The organism is Neisseria sp. P0007.S010 (genome assembly GCF_051962875.1).
Classification (GTDB): Bacteria; Pseudomonadota; Gammaproteobacteria; order Burkholderiales; family Neisseriaceae; genus Neisseria; species Neisseria subflava_A.
Genome location: NZ_JBQCUX010000001.1, coordinates 206,918 through 228,545 on the forward strand (window position 1 = coordinate 206,918; position 21,628 = coordinate 228,545).

Here is a 21,628-nt window from a genome sequence, read left to right on the forward strand (position 1 = left end):
GACGGCCTTTTTAAATCTACCAAGTTATATCACGAAATCCAACAGATAAAAATCTTCTTTGCCTACGCCGCATTCAGGGCATTTCCAGTCGTCGGGGATGTCTTCAAACTTGGTACCTGCCGGCAGGCCGTGTTCGGGGTCGCCGACATCTTCGTCGTAAATCCAGCCGCAAGGGCCGCACATATATTGAGCCATTTTGTGTTCCTTCTATTTTAAAAGGCCGTCTGAAACCGTATTTTCAGACGGCCTTTCGTGTGTTTTATTGTTGATATTTTGAATTTATTGAGCTGCTTCCAAAGCGTCGATTTCTTTACGCAGATGTTTGATGGCCGGTGTTACGATGGCGACGAACATGGCCTCGCGGACGCGGCGTTGCGCCGGACTGCGCATCAGATAACCTTTCGCGCCTGCATGCAATGCAGCAGATTGAGTGGCGTTCAATGCCAATACGGCAGCCGCTTCACGCAGTTTCAAGGTTGCCAGCGTGTCAGGTTTATTGTTCCACGCATCATCGGCAAGGCGTTCGGTTTCCGCCCATGCGCCGTCCAACGCAGCTTTCAAATCATCGTAGCTGTGGTCGAGGTATGAGTTCACTTCTGCGTTCACCACATTGGCCATGCGGATAATGCCGAGCGCACCGTCAATCACACCGGCGCCGATACCTATTTGCAGCAAGATGAAACCGGCTTTAATGGTCGGGATATAAGACTGGAACTGCTCAGGCGCAGCAATCACATCTTCATCCGGAATAAACACGTCTTTAAAATTCAGGCTGTAAGTGCGCGTGCCTTCCAAACCGCAGAATTCAGGGCAATCTTGCAGGGTAACGCCTTCCCATTGACCGCCGGTAATAAACATCACATAGCTGTCGCCAACTTGGGCGGTATTCGCCCAAATATGGTCTTCACCGATATTAGATACCCAAGGCAAAGCGCCGTTGACTTTGTAGCCGCCCTCTACGCGCTCGGCTTGCAGGTTGTGTTTTTCAATGCCGGCAAGGTGTTTGACGGTATTGGACATGCCCGTACCGGCCAAAACTTTACCCTGCAGAATATCGGCAAAATATTTGTCTTTAACCGCTTGATTAGGCGATTGGTGCAGATACCACGCGCAAGCTGCCTGACACCATGCGCTGAACGACGTCGCGCCGCATTCTTTACCGATTTCGCGCAATACGGCGATTTGCGTTGCCAAACCCAAACCATTGCCGCCTTCTTCAACCGTACCGGTTGCGGCAAAACCGCCGATTTTGCCCAATTCCAGCATAAATTCTTTCGGGTACAGGCCTTTGCGGTCGATGTCGTCTACCGATGGTTTCAGCTTGCTTTTAACGAGTTCGGCAACATTGTTCAGTAAAGCTTCGCGTGTCATGATTTTTTCCTCTGAATAAGGTTTGAAGCGTAGATGGTTCTACTCATGAATTATTCTTGGTAACAAGGATATCCCTTGCTTTTTACTAAAAGGCCGTCTGAATTTTCAGACGGCCTTTGATGGGATTAGGCAAATGCCTGCAATTCAGGGTTGATCTCAGTTTTGGCAAGGTTGTTGACGTAGTTGCACAAGGTTGCCAAAGCAACGCCCATGACGACTTCAACGGCTTGCTGTTGGTTGTAGCCTGCATCGAAGAAAGCTTTCAGCTCGTCGTCGGATACTGCGCCTTTTTTCGCCATAACGGCTTGGGTGAATGTCGCCAAAGCACCCAGTTTGGCATCGTCAAACTCGCCTGCAGCCAATGCGCGTGCGGCTTTGATGGATTGTTCGGACAGCAGTTTTTTCAAGGTAGCCAGTTTGGTGTGGCCGGCAACGCAGAAACCGCATTCATTAGTACGGGCGGCGATGATTTGAACAACTTCAACTTCGCCGTCAGTCAGGCTGTTGGCCGCATTCAGCTTGCCAACTTCTTGATAAAACGCCAAAGCTTCAGGCGCATTGGCCAAAACGCCGATCAGGTTAGGAATAAAGCCATTGTTTTTCAATACGGCTTCAATGCGTGGTTTAGCAGCTTCAGGAGCGGTTTCAACTGTGTGTATGGTCAAGCGGGACATGTGTATAACCTTCTTATCTGGTGAAATGAAGCGACCATCATAAGCCATCCGCCTCCATCAGAAAAAGACTTATTGGTTATTTACCGCGAACCAAAAGTTATAAGGCCGTCTGAACGGATTCAGACGGCCTTATCAAATGATTCAACTCATTATTTCATAAAGTTTTTCAGCAGCATAGAAGCAATGTCGTCCAAGCCGAAGCCATCCGCATCTTGAGCCGTGCCGTTAGGTGTGGCTTTATCGACCAAGTCTGGCAACACTTTTGCCAACAAATCGCCTGCTTGACCGGCATCCACACCGAATTTTTGCGCGATTTGGTTTACCGTATCGCTGCCCAAAGCATTTTGCAGGTCGCTGCCGGACACTGGCAGGTTGCTGGATTGGTTGGAAACCCAGCTGCTCAGGGCATCGCCCAAACCGCCTTGTTGCAGTTGGTTGATCAGGTTGCCCACGCCGCCTTGCTGTTTCACCAAATCCATCGCCATATCGGTCAGAGAACCTTGTGCGCCGTTTTCGCTGTTGCCACCCAACATTTGAGTAGCCGCATTCAAAAGATTGTCCATGAGTGCCATGACTTTTTCCTTGTATTTGTGTCTAAAAAAGAGAACGGAGTGTAGCAAAATTTGCACTGAAAAAAATCAGGCTTAACCAAACTAAACTTCTTTTATCCCAAAGCCGTAACAAAACAAAGGCCGTCTGAAACCTGGTTTCAGACGGCCTTTATAATGAATAATGCTATTCTTCGCGGCCATTGAAATACTCGGCCGCTCCGCCTTCAAAAAAGCCTTGCAAAATCGCCTGCGCCGCTACTTGGTCAAGCACGGATTTTTGTTTTCGGCCAAATACTTGGGCTTCCGCAAGTAGGCTTTCCGCGTATAAGGAAGACATCCTTTCGTCCACCCAATAAACCGGCAAATTAAAACGTCCGTGCAAACGGCGGCCAAATTTGCGGCTCAAACGGGTCAGCTCATGTTCCGTGCCATCGGTATGCGTCGGCAGTCCGACCACAAAATACTTGGGTTGCCATTCTTTGACCAGCTTAGCAATGGCCTCGAATTTTTCATCATTGCTGTTGCCGGTTACCGTCGCCAGCGGATGACTCATACCCAGCTCTGCCTCGCCCTGCGCCACGCCGATACGCGCCTCGCCGAAATCAAAAGCCAAAACCGTGCCTTTTGGTGTATCAGGCATGGCCGACTCCTGAAACCAAGGCGTTCGGATTGACACCCAATTTTTCAAAAGCAGCGGCATAACGGAGTTCGTAAGGCACATCAAACAGGATATGCTCGTCCGCAGGAACGGTCAGCCAAACATTTTCTGCCAGCTCGCGCTCCAACTGCCCTTTGCTCCATTTCGAATAACCAATACTGATCAAAGCCTTATCCACCGCACCTTCTTTAGACAAGTTTTCAATCACATCGCGCGAAGAAGTCAGCGCGACGTTATCGGTTACCACCATGCTGTTTTGCCAGCGGCCGATCGGCGTATGCACGACATAGCCGCGCTCAATCTGAACCGGCCCGCCCATCATCACGTTTTCATGTTGCAGGCGCAACGGGATATTGCGGTCGGCGGCGGCGAAAATCATGTCCATAGTAATCGGCGAAGGCTTGTTGATGATGATGCCCAGCGCACCTTCTTCATCGTGTTCGCACACATAAATGACCGTATCCGTAAAAAACGGATCGTCCATATGAGGCATGGCAATCAGGAAATGGTTGGCTAAATTCATATTCTTTTAATCTATAAGCTGATTTTATTATTTTTGTCCGTCGGCAACCGGCGCATCCACCACGCATGCACCGTAAACCGCGCCGCCTGCCGGTACCGGCGCATCAGTTTTCGCATGGGCAAAACACGATACCGCGCTCAAAGAGTTTTTCGGCGAGCCTTGAACGATTTTATCGCTGTACACCAAATAAGCAAAAGACTTACGTTTCGGGTCGTAGTAGCGGATAATCTGCTGGCTCTTAAATGCTATGCTGGCACTGCGTTTGAACACTTGTCGCGGTTTCAAAACCGCAGCCTCGTTATAACGGATGACTTCCGCACTTTGCACGCAGGAAACCGATGCGTCGCTGGCATCTTCTTCCAGATTGACCGTTTCTTTCAAACCGCCTTTTTTCGCGTACGAAATATAACAGGCCACCCCCTGCACATCAGGATCGTCAAAACCTTCCACTTCAATACGGTCGTTTTTACCCAGCATATGAAACACCGTACTGGCGCGCCCGATTTTATCGGTATTGTCACCGCAAGCCGCCAAAACCATGGCGCCCAACACTACTAATAAATATTTTTTCATAATATCCTGTCGATGCAGACTGTCAGTTTCCAGGCAGACTTAAATCACGTCCGCCTACTCTATCGTTACTATATAAGACCGTTCGTCCATATTGCAACCCGATATTATTTTCAGACGGCCTGACAGACAGTATAATCCGTCCTATTGTTCCTACTTTGATAGCAAGATCGAACCATGCGTTACAAACCCCTCATTCTCGCCCTGTTGCTCAGTTTCTCCCTGCCAACCTATGCTGCCAAAGACGCGCCGAAAGAAAAAGCGGCTGCCGTCAAAAAAGCTGCGCCCGTAAAAAAAGAGAAAGAAGCTGCTAAGGCAGATGTAAAAAAAGAAACCTCAAAAAAACAAGCGGTAAAAGAAAAAGAGGAAGACAAAAAAGCGGTTAAAGCCAAAGCTGCCAAAGAGAAGGAAACCGCCGACAAAAACGAACGCGCTTCAGCCAAAAACAAAACGGCTAAAGCCGCCGAATCCGCTGCCGACAATAAAAAGGCCAACCGTAAAGCCGAAGAGCCTAAAGAAACAGCAAAAGACAAAAAAGCCGCAGCTGCAAAATCCGGCAAAGCCAAAGAACAAGACAAAAAAACTGCTGAAGATAAAAAAGACAGCAAAGCCAAAGAACCCGTAAAAAAAGAAGAACCTAAGGAAACCAAAGCCAAAGAACCTGCTAAAAAAGCTGTTGACGACAAAAAAGACACAAAAGCCAAAGAGCAAAACAAAAAAGCCGAGCCTAAAGTTGAGCCCAAAGCCACTTCTTCAGCCGACAACGATTTCAAAGCAGCCGTAACTGCCGCTGCCAACGACATGGAAACCAAGAAATCCTTTGCCAAACGCAACGAGGGTTTCATTATCCATGTCAATGCCACGCTCAAACAGCTGCAACAAACACGCAACAACCTCTCCGGCATCAACCGCAAACAACGCGACGCATGGGAAAAATTCCAAAAACTCAATGCCGATGCCAACCAGTTGAAAGCCGAAGTGTCCAACACGCGCGCCCAAATTTCGCGCTTTGTGTCCGGCAACTATAAAAACAGCCAGCCCAACGCGGTCGCCCTCTTCCTGAAAAACGCCGATGCCGGTCAAAAAACCCGCTTTCTGCGTTACACGCGTTATATCAACAACGCCAACGACCAAGTCATGAGAGACTTGGAAAAACAACAGAAAGAGCTGGCAGCGCAAGAGCAAAAAATCAACAATGAATTGGCCTACCTGAAAAAACTGCAAGCCAATATTCAGGCTTCATTGCGTCAACAAGGCGTAACCAATACCGCCGAACAAGCCGAAAGCCGCCGTCAAAACGCGCAAATGGCCAAGGAAGCGCAAAAGAAAATCAACCACAGAGAAAACGAGCAGCGCCTCAACAATCTCTTGAAAGATTTGGAAAAACGCAAAGCCGAGCAACGCAAAGCCGAAGCCGAAGCACGTAAAAAAGCCGCAGAAGCCCGTTTGGCCGCCGCCGAAAAAGCCCGCAAAGAGCAGGCTGCCGCCCAACAAAAAGCCGAAGCCGAACGCGCCGCCATGTCCACGCTGACTGACGAAGACATGAAACTGCAAGCCCCGAACACCCAAGGCTTTACCGTCAGCAACGCCAACAGCTTCAGCCGTATGCAAGGCCGTCTGAAAAAACCGGTCAACGGCACACTGGCAGGCCTGTTCGGTCAAGACCGCGGCGATGGCGAAGTTTGGAAAGGCGTGTTCTACAATACCGTTCCTGCTCCGGTCAGCAGCATTGCCTCAGGCACGGTTACTTTTGCCGGCGAGCTTGAAGGCTACGGCAAAGTAGTTGTCCTCGACCACGGCGACGGCTATGTCAGCATTTACTCCGGCCTGAACGAAATCGACATCGCCCAAAACTACGCCGTCAATGCCGGCAGCAAGATTGGCACCAGCGGCACTTTGCCGTCGGGCGAAACCGGCCTTTACCTTGAAGTCCGCTACAACGGACAAGTCATGAATCCGCTTTCATGGATTAACTGATGTTTCAGACGGCCTGAGTGGGCTTTCCCCTTCAGGCCGCCTGAATTTTCATCATAAACTACAATAAAACACGATTTTCACGCCTGTTCAGCACATTAAACAACAAACTTTTACCTTAAACTTATTGTTCCAAGCGTTTAAATCACATAAAGTCAACGGGTTCAGAGAAAACAAAAACCACTTTGCTTACCGTATACAAAAAGAAAGTCAAACGAATGTCAACAAAATCCACTTTGAAAAAAGTTGCAATCTACACTCTCGGCGCATTTAGCGGCATCGCCCTCAGCCTGAGTGTACAAAGTTTTGCCGCCGAAAAAGACAAAAAAGATAACGAGGCCCTGCCCGTGCAGACCATCCGCACCATGGCAGAAGTGTACGGCCAAATCAAAGCCAACTATTACCAAGACAAACCCGATGCCGAGCTCTTTGAAGGCGCAATGAAAGGCATGGTGTCCGATCTCGATCCGCATTCCGAGTATATGGACAAAAAAGGCTATGCCGAAATGAAAGAATCTACCAGCGGCGAATTCGGCGGTCTGGGCATGGAAATCGGACAAGAAGACGGCTTCGTCAAAGTCGTTGCCCCGATTGAAGACACACCTGCAGAACGCGCAGGCGTGAAAAGCGGCGACTTTATCGTCAAAATCGACAATACCTCTACGCGCGGCCTGACCGTCAGCGAAGCCGTCAAAAAAATGCGCGGCAAACCGGGTACCAAAATCACCCTGACCCTTTCACGCAAAAATGCCGACAAACCCATCGTCGTCAACCTGACCCGCGCCATCATCAAAGTCAAAAGCGTGCGCCATCATCTGCTTGAAAAAGACTACGGCTACATCCGCGTCTCCCAATTCCAAGAGCGCACCGTTGCCGCGCTTAACGAAGCCGCACAAGCCCTTGTCAAAGAAAACAAAGGCCCGCTCAAAGGCATCATCCTCGACTTGCGCGACGACCCGGGCGGCCTGCTCAACGGTGCAGTCGGCGTATCCGCAGCCTTCCTGCAGCCTGACGTAACTGTTGTCAGCACCAAAGGCCGCAACAAAAAAGAAGGCATGGTGCTCAAAGCAACTGCCGAAGACTACATCACCACCAGCGGCAAAGACCCGTTGGCCGGATTGCCTGCCGAGCTGAAAACCATTCCTATGACCGTCCTGATTAACGCAGGCTCGGCCTCCGCTTCCGAAATCGTTGCCGGCGCATTACAAGACCACAAACGCGCCGTTGTCGTCGGCACACAAAGTTTCGGCAAGGGCTCAGTGCAAACCCTGATTCCGCTTTCCGGCGGCAGCGCAGTCAAACTGACCACCGCCCTTTACTACACGCCAAACGACCGCTCGATTCAAGCACAAGGCATTGTTCCTGACGTTGAAGTCAAAGACAAAGACCGCGCCTTTGAAAGCCGCGAAGCCGATTTGGTCGGCCATATCGGCAATCCGTTGGGCGGCCAAGACGTCAACAGCAGCACTGAAACGCCTGCCAACTCAGAAACCAAAGCCGATAAAGACAAGTCCAAAAAAGACAAAGACGAAGACATCTCCAGCCGCCGCATTCCAAATCCGGCCAAAGACGATCAGCTGCGTAAAGCCTTGGACTTGGTGAAAAATCCAGCCGAATGGCAAAAATCTTTGGGTTTGGCAGCGAAAAAACCTGCGCCGAAAAAAGATGCAGATAAAGACAGTAAAAAATAAACCTGTTATTTCTCAATAAAAAAGGTCGTCTGAAAACGATATGATTGTTTTCAGACGACCTTTTCTATGTTATTTCACTCCCCAATACACCAGTCCCTTATATGGCAACTTAATATTAGGCAACCAAAAATCTTCTCCCTGCCAACCTTTGTCTTTATTTCCTACTACTTGATAAAGTGTAAGGAATAAATCATTAGGATATTTTTCTCCTAATTTACGGTCGTCTTCCGAAAGCATTGTGCCAGTTGCTCGAGAAAGTTTACGTCCGGTTTTGATCAAAATATAGGTTTTAAAACTTGGACGTTGTGCCTTTAATGCTTCTACACCAGCAATAAATTTTTCCTTATCCCAGTCATCAGGTACATAATTACCAAGCTCATCTAAAATCAAGAATAGATCTTCTATGTCTATTTGATACAAATCAGATTGTACCTTATCTATCAAAACAGATGGAAGAATACCGTTTATAGCCAACAAGTTATTCTCATTCGGACGAAGTGGAAAGTAATTTACACCACCAACCATTTGATTGATACTATCAGCTTTTAATACATTCTTTCTGGTCGGATTGATGTTTTTCGGGTAAATAACCTGAATATTGCCATCTGATTTTTTTGCCTGCTCAATAATCAGATTATTTGCTTGATTGAGTTGTACAAAGAAGTAATAGACATCAAACGGAATATAAAGCCGTAATAATGATTTATCACGGTCATATCCAAAAATACGCGAATGTTGCCAGAAAGTATCTGCATTCGGTTTTTTGGCAGTGCGACTATAATAAACCGTTTGTAATTTCGGAATAGTTAAGCCTCGTCCAATCACATTCCCACCAATAATAATATTAAAGCCTCTTTCTAAATCAAAATCTGATTCTGTCTGCGAGTTAACGACGAGAATATAAATTTGCTTATTTTCTAAAAGTTCTGTTAGTTTTTCATAAATTTCCTCAAAATGATGAATATCAGGCTTGGTCTTTTGTAAATTCAAATAGTCTTCTTTAAAGCTGTCTGCAAGATTCTCCCCGCTATTAATCGCTTGTACCAAATCATTTAAAAAAGCTTGGATTTTTTGAGAGAAGGCTTGATGGTCTTGGATTTTATAACTTGGATGTAAAGCAAAATTACAATTGGTTTTACCGCATAAAGCAAACTCTGCACAAGTAAGCAGAAAACTGTGCAATGCCTGTTTTACCCCTTCGGCAATTTCACCACTCGCATCTTTCATATCGTCCAATTCACTGTCAATGAAGCGAACGATATAGCTTGGAGGATCAGAGAAGACAAAGTTGCCACCGATGTATTTTTCACCAGCTTCAAAGAAATGGATAAATTCAGGTTGCCAATCAGATTCTTCATGTTGCAATAAAAGCGATTGAGGCGTGGCGGTCAACTGAATAAATAGGCTTTGACAACAGGAATTCTTAATGTCATTTAGCAGTTTATTGATAGTACTGACATCTTTATCCGGCTTATCAGCATTAGTATTTAGGCTGGCCGCATCGGCTTCATCGTCCACAATAACCAAAGGATAGCCTTTCAGGCTACTTTGACTAGCAAACAAATTACGCCAACGTTTCAATACACGGGCATTCTTTTTAATCACAACCAAGATGGGATTATTTGCCTTCATTACCTGCATAAAACTTCGGTCATCGTTTTCAGACAACACAATAAAATTTTTCAGATTAGCTTCGGCGCGCTTGACTGTCTGTTCCTGTAAATCTACGCTGTCAGTAGTAAGATACAAAAAAACTTTGTGGTCACCATCATCAGCCAGCGCACTTAATACACCCAAAACCTGTGCCGTTTTGCCACTTTGAACATTGCCCAGCAATAAAACGTTTTGAGCAATTTTCGGTTCGGTTTGTGATAATTTCCCCATAAAACCATCAACGGTATTTTTAACAGAATCAGCTAATTCAGGCGGAGTCAATTGATTCAAGTAGGTTTGCAACATTTAGTTTTTCCCCTTAAATGAGAGTAGCCAAACATCAGGATTGTCGGTTGAACGGAACTCAAAATGATCGTTACCGTATTTATGTAGAGTCTCTTCTGTGACAGCTTCCCCTGTTCTTAAACAATCAGCCGCCTCTAAACGTCCTTTAACCCATTTACCAAATATGGTTTGATCACCTTTTGAACTGAAATTTTTACCATTTTGTCCTGTGGTATTACATTCAAATTGCCAACCATCATCCGTGATGACAGTAAATTCTTTTTGTTTTGGGTATCCTTCTGCACCTAAAAATTTTGTTGATACAATCAACTCTGCTTCATACCATGGCCTAGGTAAATAAAATCCGCGTTTATTTTTACGGCCTTTGGCAAAAAATCGGTTTAAACTGCTTTCTGGGAAAGTTTTAACTGGCAAATCAAAGTGATAAGTCGATATTTGTGAAAAAAGTTGCTCAAGTATAGAATCATTTACTTTTTCAACTCCCAGACAATTCTCCAAATGAAGATTATGTTCTTTAAAATCAGTTGGTTTTGCTACTTGATTAATAGCCACACCCAATTGCTGGATAACCTGATCTATATTTTTATGTAATTTAGATGCCGTCTGAACATCATTCAAATGAACCATTGTTTCATAGGTTCGCTCAGTATTATCCCAAAAGCAAGTAAGATTAGCAGAACCAATCAATCCATGAGTTTCATTCTGATTCTTAAACGAATACATTTTTCCATGAAATTTCACACGTGGAGAAACGTATACTGCCCCACGTTGCTTATCTTGCAAAAAATAATTTAATTCACAAAGACTGTTGTATTGAGGACGACTAAACCCTTCTAAATAATGCATACCAACCAATAATTTGATTTTCTGGTTATGTTCGCTATCTTCTAAAATTTTATGTAACTCTTTGACTGCATCATTAGAAACATAGCCTGTTGCCATTAAAATTTCATTGGCGGACATAAATAAATCCATCCAAACTTTATTTAATGGCTTATCTGTAATTCGTGCATTAGCAATATTAGAAAAAACAGTATTCATCGTTTTCCCCCTCGAATTTTGCTTAGTCGGTCATGAAATAAAACGTCCTTCTCTGCTTTCAATTTCTTATGTAAATCTACTTTTTTATAGTTACCTGAAAAAATTGGTAAGAGGGTTCTTGCTAATTCAACCACACCTTGAGGCGGTACCGCATTGCCAATCTGACGACGTACTTCCGTCGTTGAACCAACAAACTCAAAATCATCAGGAAAACTTTGAAGCCTTGCTCGTTCTCTATTAGTAAAAGCACGCGGTTCAGGAAAATGATAGCCCCAAGTACCACCGCCGCCCGCAGCAATAATCGTTGTAGAAGGTCTATTACGGTGCATTCGACGATAAACAAGGCTTAACATACTTTTTACATACAAAGGATGCTCTTTAGGAATATCGCTATAGTTTCCTCCTTCTGGGATTAGTTCTAAACGTTTACGAGTTTGCTCACTAATTTTCAACAATTCATTATTACTAACATTTTGTGGAATATTAGATATCGCTTGACCAGCAGTTACATATGGTTTTAAGCCATTTTCGCCAGTTTCATTGTGCGTCGGTTCTGGATGATGAAAATCAAATCCTGTATCCAAACGTACTCCGACAATTAGCACACGTTCACGAAATTGAGGTACGCCAAATTCAGCAAAGTTATACAGCTTCGCCTGAACGTAATAACCGCAATTTTCAAAGTCGGTAATAATTTGCTGGATGGCTTTTTTCTTGTTAGCAGTCAACAAACCTTTCACATTCTCAGCAACAAAAACTTTCGGTTTTTTTGCATTTACAAAACGTAAAAAGCTTTTATAAAGATTGCCGCGCTCACCCTCTAAGCCCGGCTGTTTCCAAATCATGGAAAAATCTTGACAAGGGAACCCGCCTAAAATGATGTCGCAATCGGGAATAGTTGGATCATTCGGATCAATTTGTTCAATATTACCTTCTACGATGACATCGCCGATATTTTTACGGAAACTTTCGCAAGCCCAATGGAAAAAATCGTTCGCCCAAACAGTTTCATAACCAGCTTGGTGAAAACCCAAATCTAAACCTCCACATCCTGAAAATAGAGATAGAATTCTGGGTTTATTGTCAGATGAATTAAAATTTGCGATTTGTTTAGATAACATAGGATTTCACTCCTATGCATAGATTTGATAAAAAACCTTGAAGGGATTTTAATAGAGAACTAGGCAAGGCAAGGCAAGGCAAGGCAAGGCAAGGCAAGCTTACCATCACTTTTTTGAAATAAAATCATTTTTCTAAAACTTCCATGTAAATTTTTCCTATTATGCCGCAAAAAAACAGCAAATGCCGCTGCATTAAACAAGTGATGAATACTTGAAATTATAAATAAAGTATTCATAATCCCAAGGCCGTCTGAAAACCTTCCTCACTTTTCAGACGACCTTTTCACACATCAAATATCCATAGGGAAAACACCATGGCAAAAGCCCCCAAAACCATTTACCAATGTTCCGAATGCGGTGGCACTTCCCCGAAATGGCAAGGCAAATGCCCGCATTGCGGCGAGTGGAACACGCTTCAGGAAAGCCTAGCCGCGCCCGAGCCAAAAAACGCCCGCTTCCAATCTTGGGCGGCGGACACTTCGACCGTCCAATCCCTCTCTGCCGTTACCGCGACCGAAGTGCCGCGCAATCCGACGGGCATGAGCGAACTCGACCGCGTATTAGGCGGCGGTTTGGTCGATGGTGCAGTCATCCTGCTCGGCGGCGACCCCGGTATCGGCAAATCCACACTACTGTTGCAAACCATCGCCAAAATGGCGCAAAGCCGCAAAGTGCTGTACGTTTCTGGCGAAGAATCCGCCCAACAAGTCGCCCTGCGCGCGCAACGTTTGGAACTGCCCACCGAAGGCGTAAACCTGCTTGCCGAAATCCGCATGGAAGCGATTCAGACGGCCTTGAAACAGCATCAGCCCGAAGTCGTGGTCATCGACTCCATCCAAACCATGTATTCCGACCAAATCACTTCCGCCCCTGGTTCCGTGTCGCAGGTGCGCGAGTGTGCCGCCCAGCTGACGCGCATGGCGAAACAGATGGGCATCGCCATGATACTGGTCGGACACGTTACCAAAGACGGTGCGATTGCCGGCCCGCGCGTGCTGGAACACATGGTCGATACCGTGCTGTATTTCGAGGGCGACCAACATTCCAACTACCGCATGATACGCGCCATCAAAAACCGCTTCGGCGCGGCAAACGAATTGGGCGTATTCGCCATGACCGAAAACGGTTTGAAAGGCGTGTCCAACCCGTCCGCCATCTTCCTCGCCAGCTACCGCGACGACACGCCCGGCTCGTGCGTTTTGGTTACACAAGAAGGCAGCCGCCCACTTTTGGTCGAAATTCAGGCATTGGTCGATGATGCACACGGTTTCACCCCCAAACGACTCACCGTCGGTCTCGAACAAAACCGCCTCGCCATGCTGCTCGCTGTCCTCAACCGCCACGGCGGCATCGCCTGTTTCGACCAAGACGTGTTCCTCAACGCCGTCGGCGGCGTCAAAATCGGCGAACCCGCTGCCGACCTTGCCGTCATCCTCGCCATGCTCTCCAGCTTCCGTAACCGCCCGCTGCCCGAAAAAATGGTCGCATTCGGCGAAATCGGTTTGAGCGGCGAAGTCCGTCCCGTCGCACGCGGACAAGAGCGGCTCAAAGAAGCGGAAAAACTCGGCTTCAAACGCGCCATCGTCCCCAAAGCCAATATGCCGCGCCATGACAAAGAGTTTCCGAACCTGAAAATCTACGGCGTCAGCAGTTTGCAGGAAGCGATTGACGTTTGTCGTGACGGGGACTAAACCGTTTCGATAATCCTCCTAAAAAACAATCATCTAAAAGGCCGTCTGAAAACTTTCAGACGGCCTCTCTTTAAATTTAAATATTTTTGTTATATTATAACGAACGATTTATTCTATCTTTTCTACACATCGAAAATCGGAGAGAAATCTTGAAAAAAACCGCTTTGCTTATCGCATCCACCTTCCTGTTCAGCACTGCCGCCCACGCCCATCGCGTTTGGGTTGAAACCGCCCACACACATGGCGGTGAATACCTTGAAGCCGAATTGGGCTATGGCGAATTCCCTGAGCTTGAGCCGATCGCCAAAGACCGCCTGCACATTTTCAGCAAACCCATGCAACTGGTGACTGAAAAAGGCAAAGAAAACATGATTCAAAAAGGCACATACAATTACCAATACCGCAGCAAACTGCCGGTCAAAGACGGCAGCTACTTGGTAACTGCCGAATACCAACCGACTTTCTGGTCAAAAAACAGCGCAGGCTGGAAGCAGGCAAGCATCAAAGAAATGCCTGATGCAAGCTATTGCGAACAAACCCGTATGTTCGGCAAAAACATCGTCAATGTCGGCCACGAAAGCGCAGATACCGCTATCATTACTAAGCAAGTTGGACAACATTTGGAAATCGTACCTTTGGACAACCCTGCTAACGTCCACGTCGGCGAACGCTTCAAAGTCCGCGTCCTCTTCAATGGCGAGCCGCTGCCTAACGCCACCGTTACCGCCACATTTGACGGCTTCGACACCAGCGACCGCAGCAAAACCCATAAAACCGAAGCCCAAGCCTTCTCCGACACCACCGATGACAAAGGCGAAGTCAGCATCATTCCATTGCGCCAAGGCTTCTGGAAAGCCAGCGTAGAACACAAAGCCGATTTCCCCGATCAAAGCGTGTGCCAAAAACAGGCGAACTACACTACTTTGACTTTCCAAATCGGTCATTCACATCATTGATTTCTCCATAACAAAAGGCCGTCTGAATATTTCAGACGGCCTTTATTCATCCTATTTAAGGACGATGCGGCGCAAACTGCCATTGTCCCAATTCCAAATTCAAATCAAACAGATTCAGACGGCCTATTGCCACACGGACCAAGCGCAAACACGGAAAGCCTGCTTTCGCCGTCATCCTTCGCACTTGGCGGTTTTTCCCTTCCGAAATTTTGATTTCCACCCAAAAATCAGGCACGGACTTGCGCACGCGAATCGGCGGCACGCGCGGCCATAAAACATCCGCTTCACCCTCTTCCAATACCCTGACCTCGGCTGGACGGGTGACAAAATCGCCCAAATCTACACCACGGCGCAATAAATCCAATTTGGCTTCATCAGGAGAACCCTCCACCTGTGCCCAATAAGTTTTAACCTGCTTAAATTTCGGGTCGGCAATCTGCGCCTGCAAACGGCCATTATTGGTCAGCAGCAGCAAACCCTCGCTGTCCGTATCCAAACGGCCGGCCGGATAGAATCCCGGTTTCTCGACAAAATCCTTAAGGCACTGATGTTTTTCATGTGCAGAAAACTGGCAAATCACGCCATAAGGCTTGTTTAGGATAATCAAATCGTTCATTTCACACTTTCAGACGGCCTGAGATTTCAAGCAATCCCGGATAATAAAAAAGACACCGTATAAACGGTGTCTTTCATATTTGGCGGAGTAAGAGGGATTCGAACCCTCGATGCAGGTTGACCCCACATGCTTCCTTAGCAGGGAAGTGCCTTCAGCCTCTCAGCCATTACTCCTAAGGAAGACCGCAATATACGCTTTCTGCCCTCCTTCGTCAAGCATTACCGCCCCAAACTTTCTTAACGCCATGAAATCATTTAAATAAAAATATAATATTTTTTGCACCATTCTGTTTTTATACTTCTTTCATATATGTTAAAATGATTCTGCTTTCTGTAAACTTTTTCTACGCCCATTATTACAAAGGAGTTCGTATGTTACGTTTTTCTGCTTTGGTTGCCGTATCCGCCCTGATGCTTGCCGCCTGCTCACAATCCGGCAATTCCCAACCATCCACTTCCTCCTCTCAAACTTCTACTCCAAAAACAACTGCCGCCGGTTCTGCCTGCCGTAGCATGGGTGAGGGCCATAAAGTCCATGGCAAAGGTCAAAACGATATTTATATGTGTAAAGTCGATGTAGCTTTAAACTCTACCGAAGCTAAATCTGTTTTGGATCCTAGCATCCGCGTTCACTACGGCAGTACATCCGGCGCAACTTTGACTTCTCGTCAAATTGCCAACACAGTCGGCAAAACCCCTGATGAAACCTGCCAACGCGCATTCTTAAGCGCGGTTAAACGCTTCCAAAGCACTGCTCATCGCAAAAAAGCCAAATCCGTTCATCTGGTTAGCTACTTTGACAAAGTAACCAAAGGCGGTAACGAATACGAATGCCACATCGCTACATTCAACAGCCGTGTGGTTTTGAAAGGCAGCTTCCACTAAGCAATGTCAAAAATGCCGGACTTCAATATGAAGTTTGGCATTTTTCTATTTTATGGATACGACACCCCTTCACTGTCTGCTGGCCGATCCGTCTTTTGCCGCCTGCTACGACCATGCATCTCTAAACGCAGCCGATTCACAACGTTTGGCTGCCACGCCGCAACTGGCACAGCGTCAAGACTGGCAAGTCAGCCGAGCATTAAAACAGCAAACCGATTTACCGACTGTATCGCTGAGCCACAGCAAAGGCTTTGCCGCTTTATTGTGTGCGCCTCATCCCTTAACAGCCGGTGTCGATATCGAATTTATCCGCCCACGTGATTTCAAAGCGCTATCGGCTTTGGTCTGCACACAAGAAGAACAAAACTACTTAGAAACAGTAAACTGGCCGCCTGAAACGTTTTACCAATTGTGGTGTTTCAAAGAAGCATTGATTAAAGCGGCGAATTTGGATTTTCCGTCAGATATGAAATCGGTCGGCTATGTTTTCGATTCAGGGCAACCCGTCGGTTTACGCGCTGGAAAGCAAACCGATTGGCACGGCACGAGCGCAACTTTGGCGGATACGATGGCACTTGCCTGCGTTTGGAAGGGAAAAAACGTCGCCCTGCAATGGCAGTTTTTCGGCTCACTCAAGCCCAATGATTTAACCAACCGGCAAACTATCTAATAACTGACAAAATAATAATAATCTGATTTAATTTACTGCACTTTTACTTATTCCACACACCAACAGCAGCATTTGCAAAAGGCCGTCTGAACGATGAATCTACGCCTCCTAAACCGCCTCTATACTGCCTTTATCCTGTTTCTTACCCTGTTTTTGGTTTATGCCTTTGCTTCACAAGCGCGCATCCAAACCGATTTGACCGCGTTGTTGCCAAGCGAGCAGCAACCCGATGCCTTATTAACGGCCGCGGATAAAGCCGCAGAAGCGCAGCTCAATTCGCAAGTCATTTTGCTTGCCGGCAGTACCGATGCCGAAACTGCTTTTCAGACGGCCTCACAAATTGCCGACGCATGGCGCAAAAGCGGCGTATTTGAACAAGTCGACAGCAGCATGACGCCGAATTTGGACAAAGTGCGGGCGGATATGCAGAAACTGAGCTTGGCGGTTTTGCCGCAAGACGAAATACGCCTGCTGTTTGAACAGCCGCAAGCCTATTTTCAAGCGCGTGCAGAAGCCGCAGCCAATCCGTTTGCCGCCCCCTCCCCTTTGTCTTTAGAACAAGACTGGCTGGGCTTCGGACGCTTTGTTGCCGACAAAGCCAATCCGCAAAGCCGTTTGCAGTGGGACATGGACAACGGCATGCTGTTTGCCGAAGACAAAGGCAAAACTTGGGTATTTTTGCGCGGACGGCTCGCAGGTGGCGATCAATTTTCCGGCAACGACGCCCTCTTACCGCTGATGACGCAAAGCCGTCAAATCGCTTCGGAAAACGGCGCGGAAACCTTAAACGCAGGTGGCGCATTGTTCACCGCCGTATCCAAAGCAGCCGCAGAAAAAGAAAGCCGGTTGATGAGTATGGTCGGGCTTGGGCTGACCTTTGCGCTGCTGTTGTGGGTCTTCCGCAGCGGCCGAGTATTTTTGCTGTCCTTGCCGCTGGCCGCTGGTATGTTGACCGGATTGGCGGTCGCTTTATTAGTATTCGGCGAAGTGCATATCCTGACCATCGTTATCGGCACCAGCTTGGTGGGGATGTTGGTGGATTTCCCGTTGCACTGGCTTGCTCCGTCGGTATTTGGGCCGTCTGAAAAGACCGTTTGGCAGGCTGAATCGGCAATGAAACATGTCTTGCCAAGTTTTGCCGTCAGCCTGACAATTACCGTCTTGGGCTACGCGCTGCTGTGGTTCACCCCTTTGCCTGTACTTCGCCAAACCGCCGTATTTTCAGGCTTTGCCTTATTTGGCGCGTTTGGTGCCACCGTTTTATGGCTGCCGCCGCTGTTTCGCCGCTACCGTGCCAAAACCGTGCCTTTTGCCGCATTAACCGAAAAGCTCTACTCCTTGTCAGGCCGTCTGAAAAACCGCCTGCACAAACGCGGCTGGTTAATCGTGGGCGGAATTTTGCTGGCAGTCGGGCTGTGGCGCAGCGACTGGCGTGACGACATCCGTCAATGGGTCAATATGCCGACCGCGATGTTGGCCGAAGTACAACAGATCGGCCAGTTGAGCGGCACGGATTTTGGCGGCAAATATTTGGTGGCCGAAGCACAAAGCGAAGATGCCCTATTGAAGAAAACCGCCGAACTCGGCCGCGCCCTGCAGCCCTTAATCGCGCAAGGCAAACTTTCCGGGATCCAATCGCCCGACCAATTCATCCTGCCAACAACGGAGCAGCAAAAACTGCAAAACCGCCTGCGCGAATTGACCAAGTTGCCTGATAGCTGGAAACCGCTTACCGAAATAGGTATTCCGCGCAAAACCGTACGCGATGCCCTGCTGCAAGCTGCTGATACGCAACCATTGTCGCTTTCAGACGGCCTGAATACCGATTTGGCAGAAGCTTGGCGTTCCTTGTATTTGGGCGAAGTGGAACCAGGCCGTTTTGCTGCCGTCGTGCGTTTGAACGGCATGACCGATGAAGCCGCCGTACGCGCCGTGGCGCAACACGTCTCCGGCGTACATTGGGCAGACAAGCGCGCCCACTTAAACGAGCTTTTCCACCACACGCGCAATCAGGCCGCATGGTTGAAACTGGCTTCCTATGCGTTGGCATGGTTACTTTTGTGGAAAATGTTTGGTTTCAAACGCGGCAGCAAAATCCTTGCCGTGCCGCTGGCCGCCGCCATCTGCACCGTTGCCGTACTCGGTTTGGCCGGCATTCCCGTCAGCCTGTTTGCCATGTTCGGACTGCTTTTAGTATCCGCCATCGGCGTGGACTATGCCGTCTATGCTGCCACAGCACACCATAGCGCCCCGGCAAAATTAGGCGGTATGCTGCTTGCCGCCGCGACGACAGCCATTTCCTTTGCCCTGCTCGCCATCAGCAACACGCCCGCTGTTGCCGCGTTCGGCATGACGGTTACCATCGGTGTGGCATTCAATATTTGGCTGGCAGGCACATTGTTGAAAAATTAGACAAAAGATGAAGACGATTAAAATTGAAGCTATATTTTGTTTCGACTTCTATCGCCAAATTGCAAAAGGCCGTCTGAAAAATTTCATATAGCGGTTTAAGCATTATTAAAATCAAAGGTATTTTCAAATACCCGTCGAATTTGACGTTGCCGTTATCGGCTAAGGCTCTTCAGGTTCGGTTGCTTCCGCTTTGCTGAACAAACAAGGCTTTAAAGTTTGCGTATTGGAAAAACAACATTTCCTGCGCTTTGTCATCAGCGAGAGCCTGCTGCCGCATTGGTGGGCGATTTGAAGGTAGAATAAAGGACGAATGCCTTTCAGACGGCCTAGACTGAAAACGGAACAGGCCGTCTGAAACTTCATCCACACCATTAAATATTTTGACCGATAGATAAAACCTTATGCGATTTATCCCTTTGCTTGCCGCACTGCTGCTTTCAGCATGCGCGACCTCGCTCCCCCATCCGCAAACGCTGCCGCCGCTTTCCAAAGAAGGCCAATGGTTCAAACTTGAGCAGACTAATGCGGCGGGGCAAACCGTTCAAACCAATCTCTTGGCAGTCGAACCTCATTCAGACGGCATTCGCTTTGTCCAAACCGATGCACTGGGGGCGCCGGTATCGCGTCAATCGGTCAGTACCAAAGGCTGGAAAAACGACGGCTTTGTGATGCCAAATGCCAGTTCGCGCCGACTGTTTGCCGCCTTGTTGCCGCTTTTGGCCGCCGAACACGCCGCCACGCTTTACCCTGAAGCCCGCCAACAAAACGCCACCCATCAAAGCTTCTGCCCTGACGGCAAAGGCGCGGTGTTCAGCTACCGCGAGCGTGATTTGTGGTGTGTCGCCCACCATTCCGAACAATTCCTTATCGGCTTCCCCGACCAAACTTTCTGGACGGTCAGCCCGATTGCAGAAGACTAATTCATGAATACTCCTGTTTATCTCAGCCGTCCGGCACTGACCAGCGCATTGGGTAGCGGCTTGCAAGTTCATGCCGATGCCTTACTCACGCCGTCTGAAAACACGCCTCTGACTTTTTCAGACCAATGGGTAAAAGGCAAAACACATGCTTTCGGTGCAGTCAAAGAAACCCTGATGCCTCTGCCCGATAACATTCCCGAAGCGCATCGCAGCCGCAACAACCAACTTATCCTGCACGCGCTTTCGCAAATAGACGGACTGATTCAGACGGCCATTGCCCGTTACGGCAAAGAAAGGATTGCTGTCGTTACCGGTACGTCCACCAGTGGCGCAGACGAAAATATCCCCTTGTTCCAACACGTTGTCCAAGGTGGTGAGTGGAAGGATGTTCCATTCAAACAGCTGCAACACACCATGGCTTCTCCCTCCGAATTTATCGCCCAAGTTTACGGTTTGGACGGCTTACGCTATACCGTCTCCACCGCCTGCACTTCCGGCGCACGTGCCCTCATCAGCGCAGCCCGATTGCTTCGTGCCGGATTGTGTGATGCCGTGATTTGTGGTGGCGCGGATACGCTCTCTCCGCTGACGATTAATGGTTTTGCCTCTTTGGAAGTGCTTTCAGACGGCATCGCCAAGCCTTTTTCTACCAATCGCAACGGCATCAATATCGGCGAAGCGGCCGCATTTTTCGTAATGACGCGCGATGCTGATTTTGACGGCGAAATGCAGTTGCTGGGCTACGGCGCAAGCAGCGATGCCTACCATATGTCTTCGCCCCGCCCCGATGGTTTGGGTGCAGCCCAATCTTTTCAGGCCGCTTTGGATAAAGCCGGTTTGAAAGCGGAAGACATCGGCTGGATCAATCTGCACGGCACCGGCACGCAGCACAACGACAGCATGGAAAGCCGAGCCGTTGCCGAAGTATTTGGCAGCCACACCCTTTGCACGTCAACCAAGCCATCCACCGGCCATACCTTGGGCGCAGCCGGTGCGATTGAAGCCGCGTTTGCTTGGTTGATGGCCAACCGCCAATACAATCCGGAAGGCAAACTGCCGCCGCAACAATGGGACAACGTACCCGATTCCGAGCTGCCCAACATCGCTTTGACCGACGAAAACAGCCGCTGGCCGTCTGAAAAACGCATTGCCGCCAGCTCGTCATTTGCCTTCGGCGGCAGCAATGCTGTTTTGATTATCGGATAAGTCCTTATATTTAGGCTGTCTTTTCAGACGGCCTTTTTCTTTTCCGCAACTTGAAAAACAATAACATCAAAACAACAACCAAATCCGCCGAAATATGCCATAATAGGCTTAGCACGTTTCTTCTCGCGATGTGCCCGAAA

21 protein-coding genes, 1 tRNA gene and 1 pseudogene are annotated in these 21,628 nt (G+C 48.0%); 10 read left to right on the forward strand and 13 right to left on the reverse strand.

Annotated elements, in window-relative coordinates; translation table 11 throughout:
* Window positions 1–24: 24 nt before the first annotated feature.
* The 7 genes from ACTHR7_RS01020 to ACTHR7_RS01050 form a co-directional block, all read right to left on the reverse strand.
* Window positions 25–195 carry a rubredoxin gene (locus ACTHR7_RS01020; protein ID WP_070748201.1) on the reverse strand — a complete coding sequence of 57 codons (171 nt, stop codon included), beginning with the start codon at window positions 193–195 and terminating at the stop codon, window positions 25–27.
* An 84-nt stretch (window positions 196–279) separates the two neighbouring features.
* Window positions 280–1,371 carry an acyl-CoA dehydrogenase family protein gene (locus ACTHR7_RS01025; RefSeq protein ID WP_107867508.1) on the reverse strand — a complete coding sequence of 364 codons (1,092 nt, stop codon included), beginning with the start codon at window positions 1,369–1,371 and terminating at the stop codon, window positions 280–282.
* Window positions 1,372–1,496: 125 nt separating this feature from the next.
* Entirely contained in the window at window positions 1,497–2,045 is a 549-nt protein-coding gene (locus tag ACTHR7_RS01030) for a carboxymuconolactone decarboxylase family protein (protein ID WP_003685141.1), read from the reverse strand.
* A gap of 149 nt (window positions 2,046–2,194) precedes the next feature.
* Window positions 2,195–2,617 carry a YidB family protein gene (locus ACTHR7_RS01035; RefSeq protein ID WP_003684921.1) on the reverse strand — a complete coding sequence of 141 codons (423 nt, stop codon included), beginning with the start codon at window positions 2,615–2,617 and terminating at the stop codon, window positions 2,195–2,197.
* 163 nt (window positions 2,618–2,780) lie between these two features.
* The gene (gene ruvX, locus ACTHR7_RS01040) at window positions 2,781–3,236 is read right to left on the reverse strand and encodes a Holliday junction resolvase RuvX (protein ID WP_440370167.1); all 456 of its coding nucleotides are present in this window, start codon (window positions 3,234–3,236) and stop codon (window positions 2,781–2,783) included.
* The gene (locus ACTHR7_RS01045) at window positions 3,229–3,777 is read right to left on the reverse strand and encodes a YqgE/AlgH family protein (RefSeq protein ID WP_070630885.1); all 549 of its coding nucleotides are present in this window, start codon (window positions 3,775–3,777) and stop codon (window positions 3,229–3,231) included. The genes ruvX and ACTHR7_RS01045 overlap by 8 nt, the downstream gene beginning before the upstream one ends.
* Before the next feature lie 27 nt (window positions 3,778–3,804).
* On the reverse strand, window positions 3,805–4,350 hold the full coding sequence (locus tag ACTHR7_RS01050; RefSeq protein ID WP_315038458.1) for a CreA family protein: 546 nt from the start codon (window positions 4,348–4,350) through the stop codon (window positions 3,805–3,807).
* Window positions 4,351–4,524: 174 nt separating this feature from the next.
* Here ACTHR7_RS01050 and ACTHR7_RS01055 point away from each other — a divergent pair, with 174 nt between their 5' ends.
* Both ACTHR7_RS01055 and ACTHR7_RS01060 read left to right on the forward strand, forming a co-directional pair.
* On the forward strand, window positions 4,525–6,324 hold the full coding sequence (locus tag ACTHR7_RS01055; protein WP_070646769.1) for a peptidoglycan DD-metalloendopeptidase family protein: 1,800 nt from the start codon (window positions 4,525–4,527) through the stop codon (window positions 6,322–6,324).
* A gap of 215 nt (window positions 6,325–6,539) precedes the next feature.
* Window positions 6,540–8,012, forward strand: coding sequence for a S41 family peptidase (locus ACTHR7_RS01060; protein ID WP_049331415.1), 1,473 nt, complete (start codon window positions 6,540–6,542; stop codon window positions 8,010–8,012).
* A 69-nt stretch (window positions 8,013–8,081) separates the two neighbouring features.
* Here the strand turns inward: ACTHR7_RS01060 and ACTHR7_RS01065 are convergent, their stop codons facing one another.
* From ACTHR7_RS01065 to ACTHR7_RS01080, 4 genes are read right to left on the reverse strand one after another with little or no spacing between them, the layout of a single operon-like run.
* Window positions 8,082–9,971: a Z1 domain-containing protein gene (locus ACTHR7_RS01065; RefSeq protein ID WP_070813837.1), complete on the reverse strand. Its 1,890-nt coding sequence runs from the start codon at window positions 9,969–9,971 to the stop codon at window positions 8,082–8,084.
* A complete protein-coding gene (locus ACTHR7_RS01070) occupies window positions 9,972–11,012 on the reverse strand; it encodes a restriction endonuclease PLD domain-containing protein (protein WP_107867505.1) in 1,041 nt (346 codons plus the stop codon).
* On the reverse strand, window positions 11,009–12,133 hold the full coding sequence (locus ACTHR7_RS01075) for a DNA cytosine methyltransferase (RefSeq protein ID WP_440370168.1): 1,125 nt from the start codon (window positions 12,131–12,133) through the stop codon (window positions 11,009–11,011). The genes ACTHR7_RS01070 and ACTHR7_RS01075 overlap by 4 nt, the downstream gene beginning before the upstream one ends.
* 59 nt (window positions 12,134–12,192) lie before the next feature.
* Window positions 12,193–12,369, reverse strand: coding sequence for a hypothetical protein (locus ACTHR7_RS01080; protein WP_168162055.1), 177 nt, complete (start codon window positions 12,367–12,369; stop codon window positions 12,193–12,195).
* A 78-nt stretch (window positions 12,370–12,447) separates the two neighbouring features.
* On the opposite strand from ACTHR7_RS01080, the gene radA reads away from it, so the two are divergent.
* Both radA and ACTHR7_RS01090 read left to right on the forward strand, forming a co-directional pair.
* On the forward strand, window positions 12,448–13,824 hold the full coding sequence (gene radA / locus ACTHR7_RS01085; protein WP_440370169.1) for a DNA repair protein RadA: 1,377 nt from the start codon (window positions 12,448–12,450) through the stop codon (window positions 13,822–13,824).
* A gap of 149 nt (window positions 13,825–13,973) precedes the next feature.
* Complete coding sequence (locus tag ACTHR7_RS01090) at window positions 13,974–14,780, forward strand: DUF4198 domain-containing protein (protein ID WP_049332412.1); 807 nt, start codon at window positions 13,974–13,976, stop codon at window positions 14,778–14,780.
* Window positions 14,781–14,835: 55 nt separating this feature from the next.
* Here the strand turns inward: ACTHR7_RS01090 and ACTHR7_RS01095 are convergent, their stop codons facing one another.
* Together ACTHR7_RS01095 and ACTHR7_RS01100 are read right to left on the reverse strand one after the other, a co-directional pair.
* Window positions 14,836–15,396: a pseudouridine synthase gene (locus ACTHR7_RS01095; protein WP_049332414.1), complete on the reverse strand. Its 561-nt coding sequence runs from the start codon at window positions 15,394–15,396 to the stop codon at window positions 14,836–14,838.
* An 80-nt stretch (window positions 15,397–15,476) separates the two neighbouring features.
* Window positions 15,477–15,569, reverse strand: a tRNA-Ser gene (locus ACTHR7_RS01100).
* A gap of 198 nt (window positions 15,570–15,767) precedes the next feature.
* On the opposite strand from ACTHR7_RS01100, the gene ACTHR7_RS01105 reads away from it, so the two are divergent.
* The 6 genes and pseudogenes from ACTHR7_RS01105 to ACTHR7_RS01130 all read left to right on the forward strand — a co-directional run bounded on the left by ACTHR7_RS01105 (window position 15,768) and on the right by ACTHR7_RS01130 (window position 21,488).
* Window positions 15,768–16,280: a hypothetical protein gene (locus ACTHR7_RS01105; RefSeq protein ID WP_234395463.1), complete on the forward strand. Its 513-nt coding sequence runs from the start codon at window positions 15,768–15,770 to the stop codon at window positions 16,278–16,280.
* 52 nt (window positions 16,281–16,332) lie between these two features.
* Window positions 16,333–16,950, forward strand: a complete 618-nt coding sequence (locus tag ACTHR7_RS01110) for a 4'-phosphopantetheinyl transferase family protein (RefSeq protein ID WP_293206656.1) — start codon at window positions 16,333–16,335, stop codon at window positions 16,948–16,950.
* Window positions 16,951–17,043: 93 nt separating this feature from the next.
* Complete coding sequence (locus tag ACTHR7_RS01115) at window positions 17,044–19,362, forward strand: MMPL family transporter (protein ID WP_440370170.1); 2,319 nt, start codon at window positions 17,044–17,046, stop codon at window positions 19,360–19,362.
* A 127-nt stretch (window positions 19,363–19,489) separates the two neighbouring features.
* Window positions 19,490–19,639: pseudogene (locus ACTHR7_RS01120) on the forward strand (NAD(P)-binding protein); the annotation flags it as partial.
* 124 nt (window positions 19,640–19,763) lie between these two features.
* On the forward strand, window positions 19,764–20,282 hold the full coding sequence (locus tag ACTHR7_RS01125; RefSeq protein WP_070646762.1) for a hypothetical protein: 519 nt from the start codon (window positions 19,764–19,766) through the stop codon (window positions 20,280–20,282).
* 3 nt (window positions 20,283–20,285) lie between these two features.
* The gene (locus ACTHR7_RS01130) at window positions 20,286–21,488 is read left to right on the forward strand and encodes a beta-ketoacyl-ACP synthase (RefSeq protein ID WP_070646761.1); all 1,203 of its coding nucleotides are present in this window, start codon (window positions 20,286–20,288) and stop codon (window positions 21,486–21,488) included.
* Window positions 21,489–21,628 lie beyond the last annotated feature (140 nt).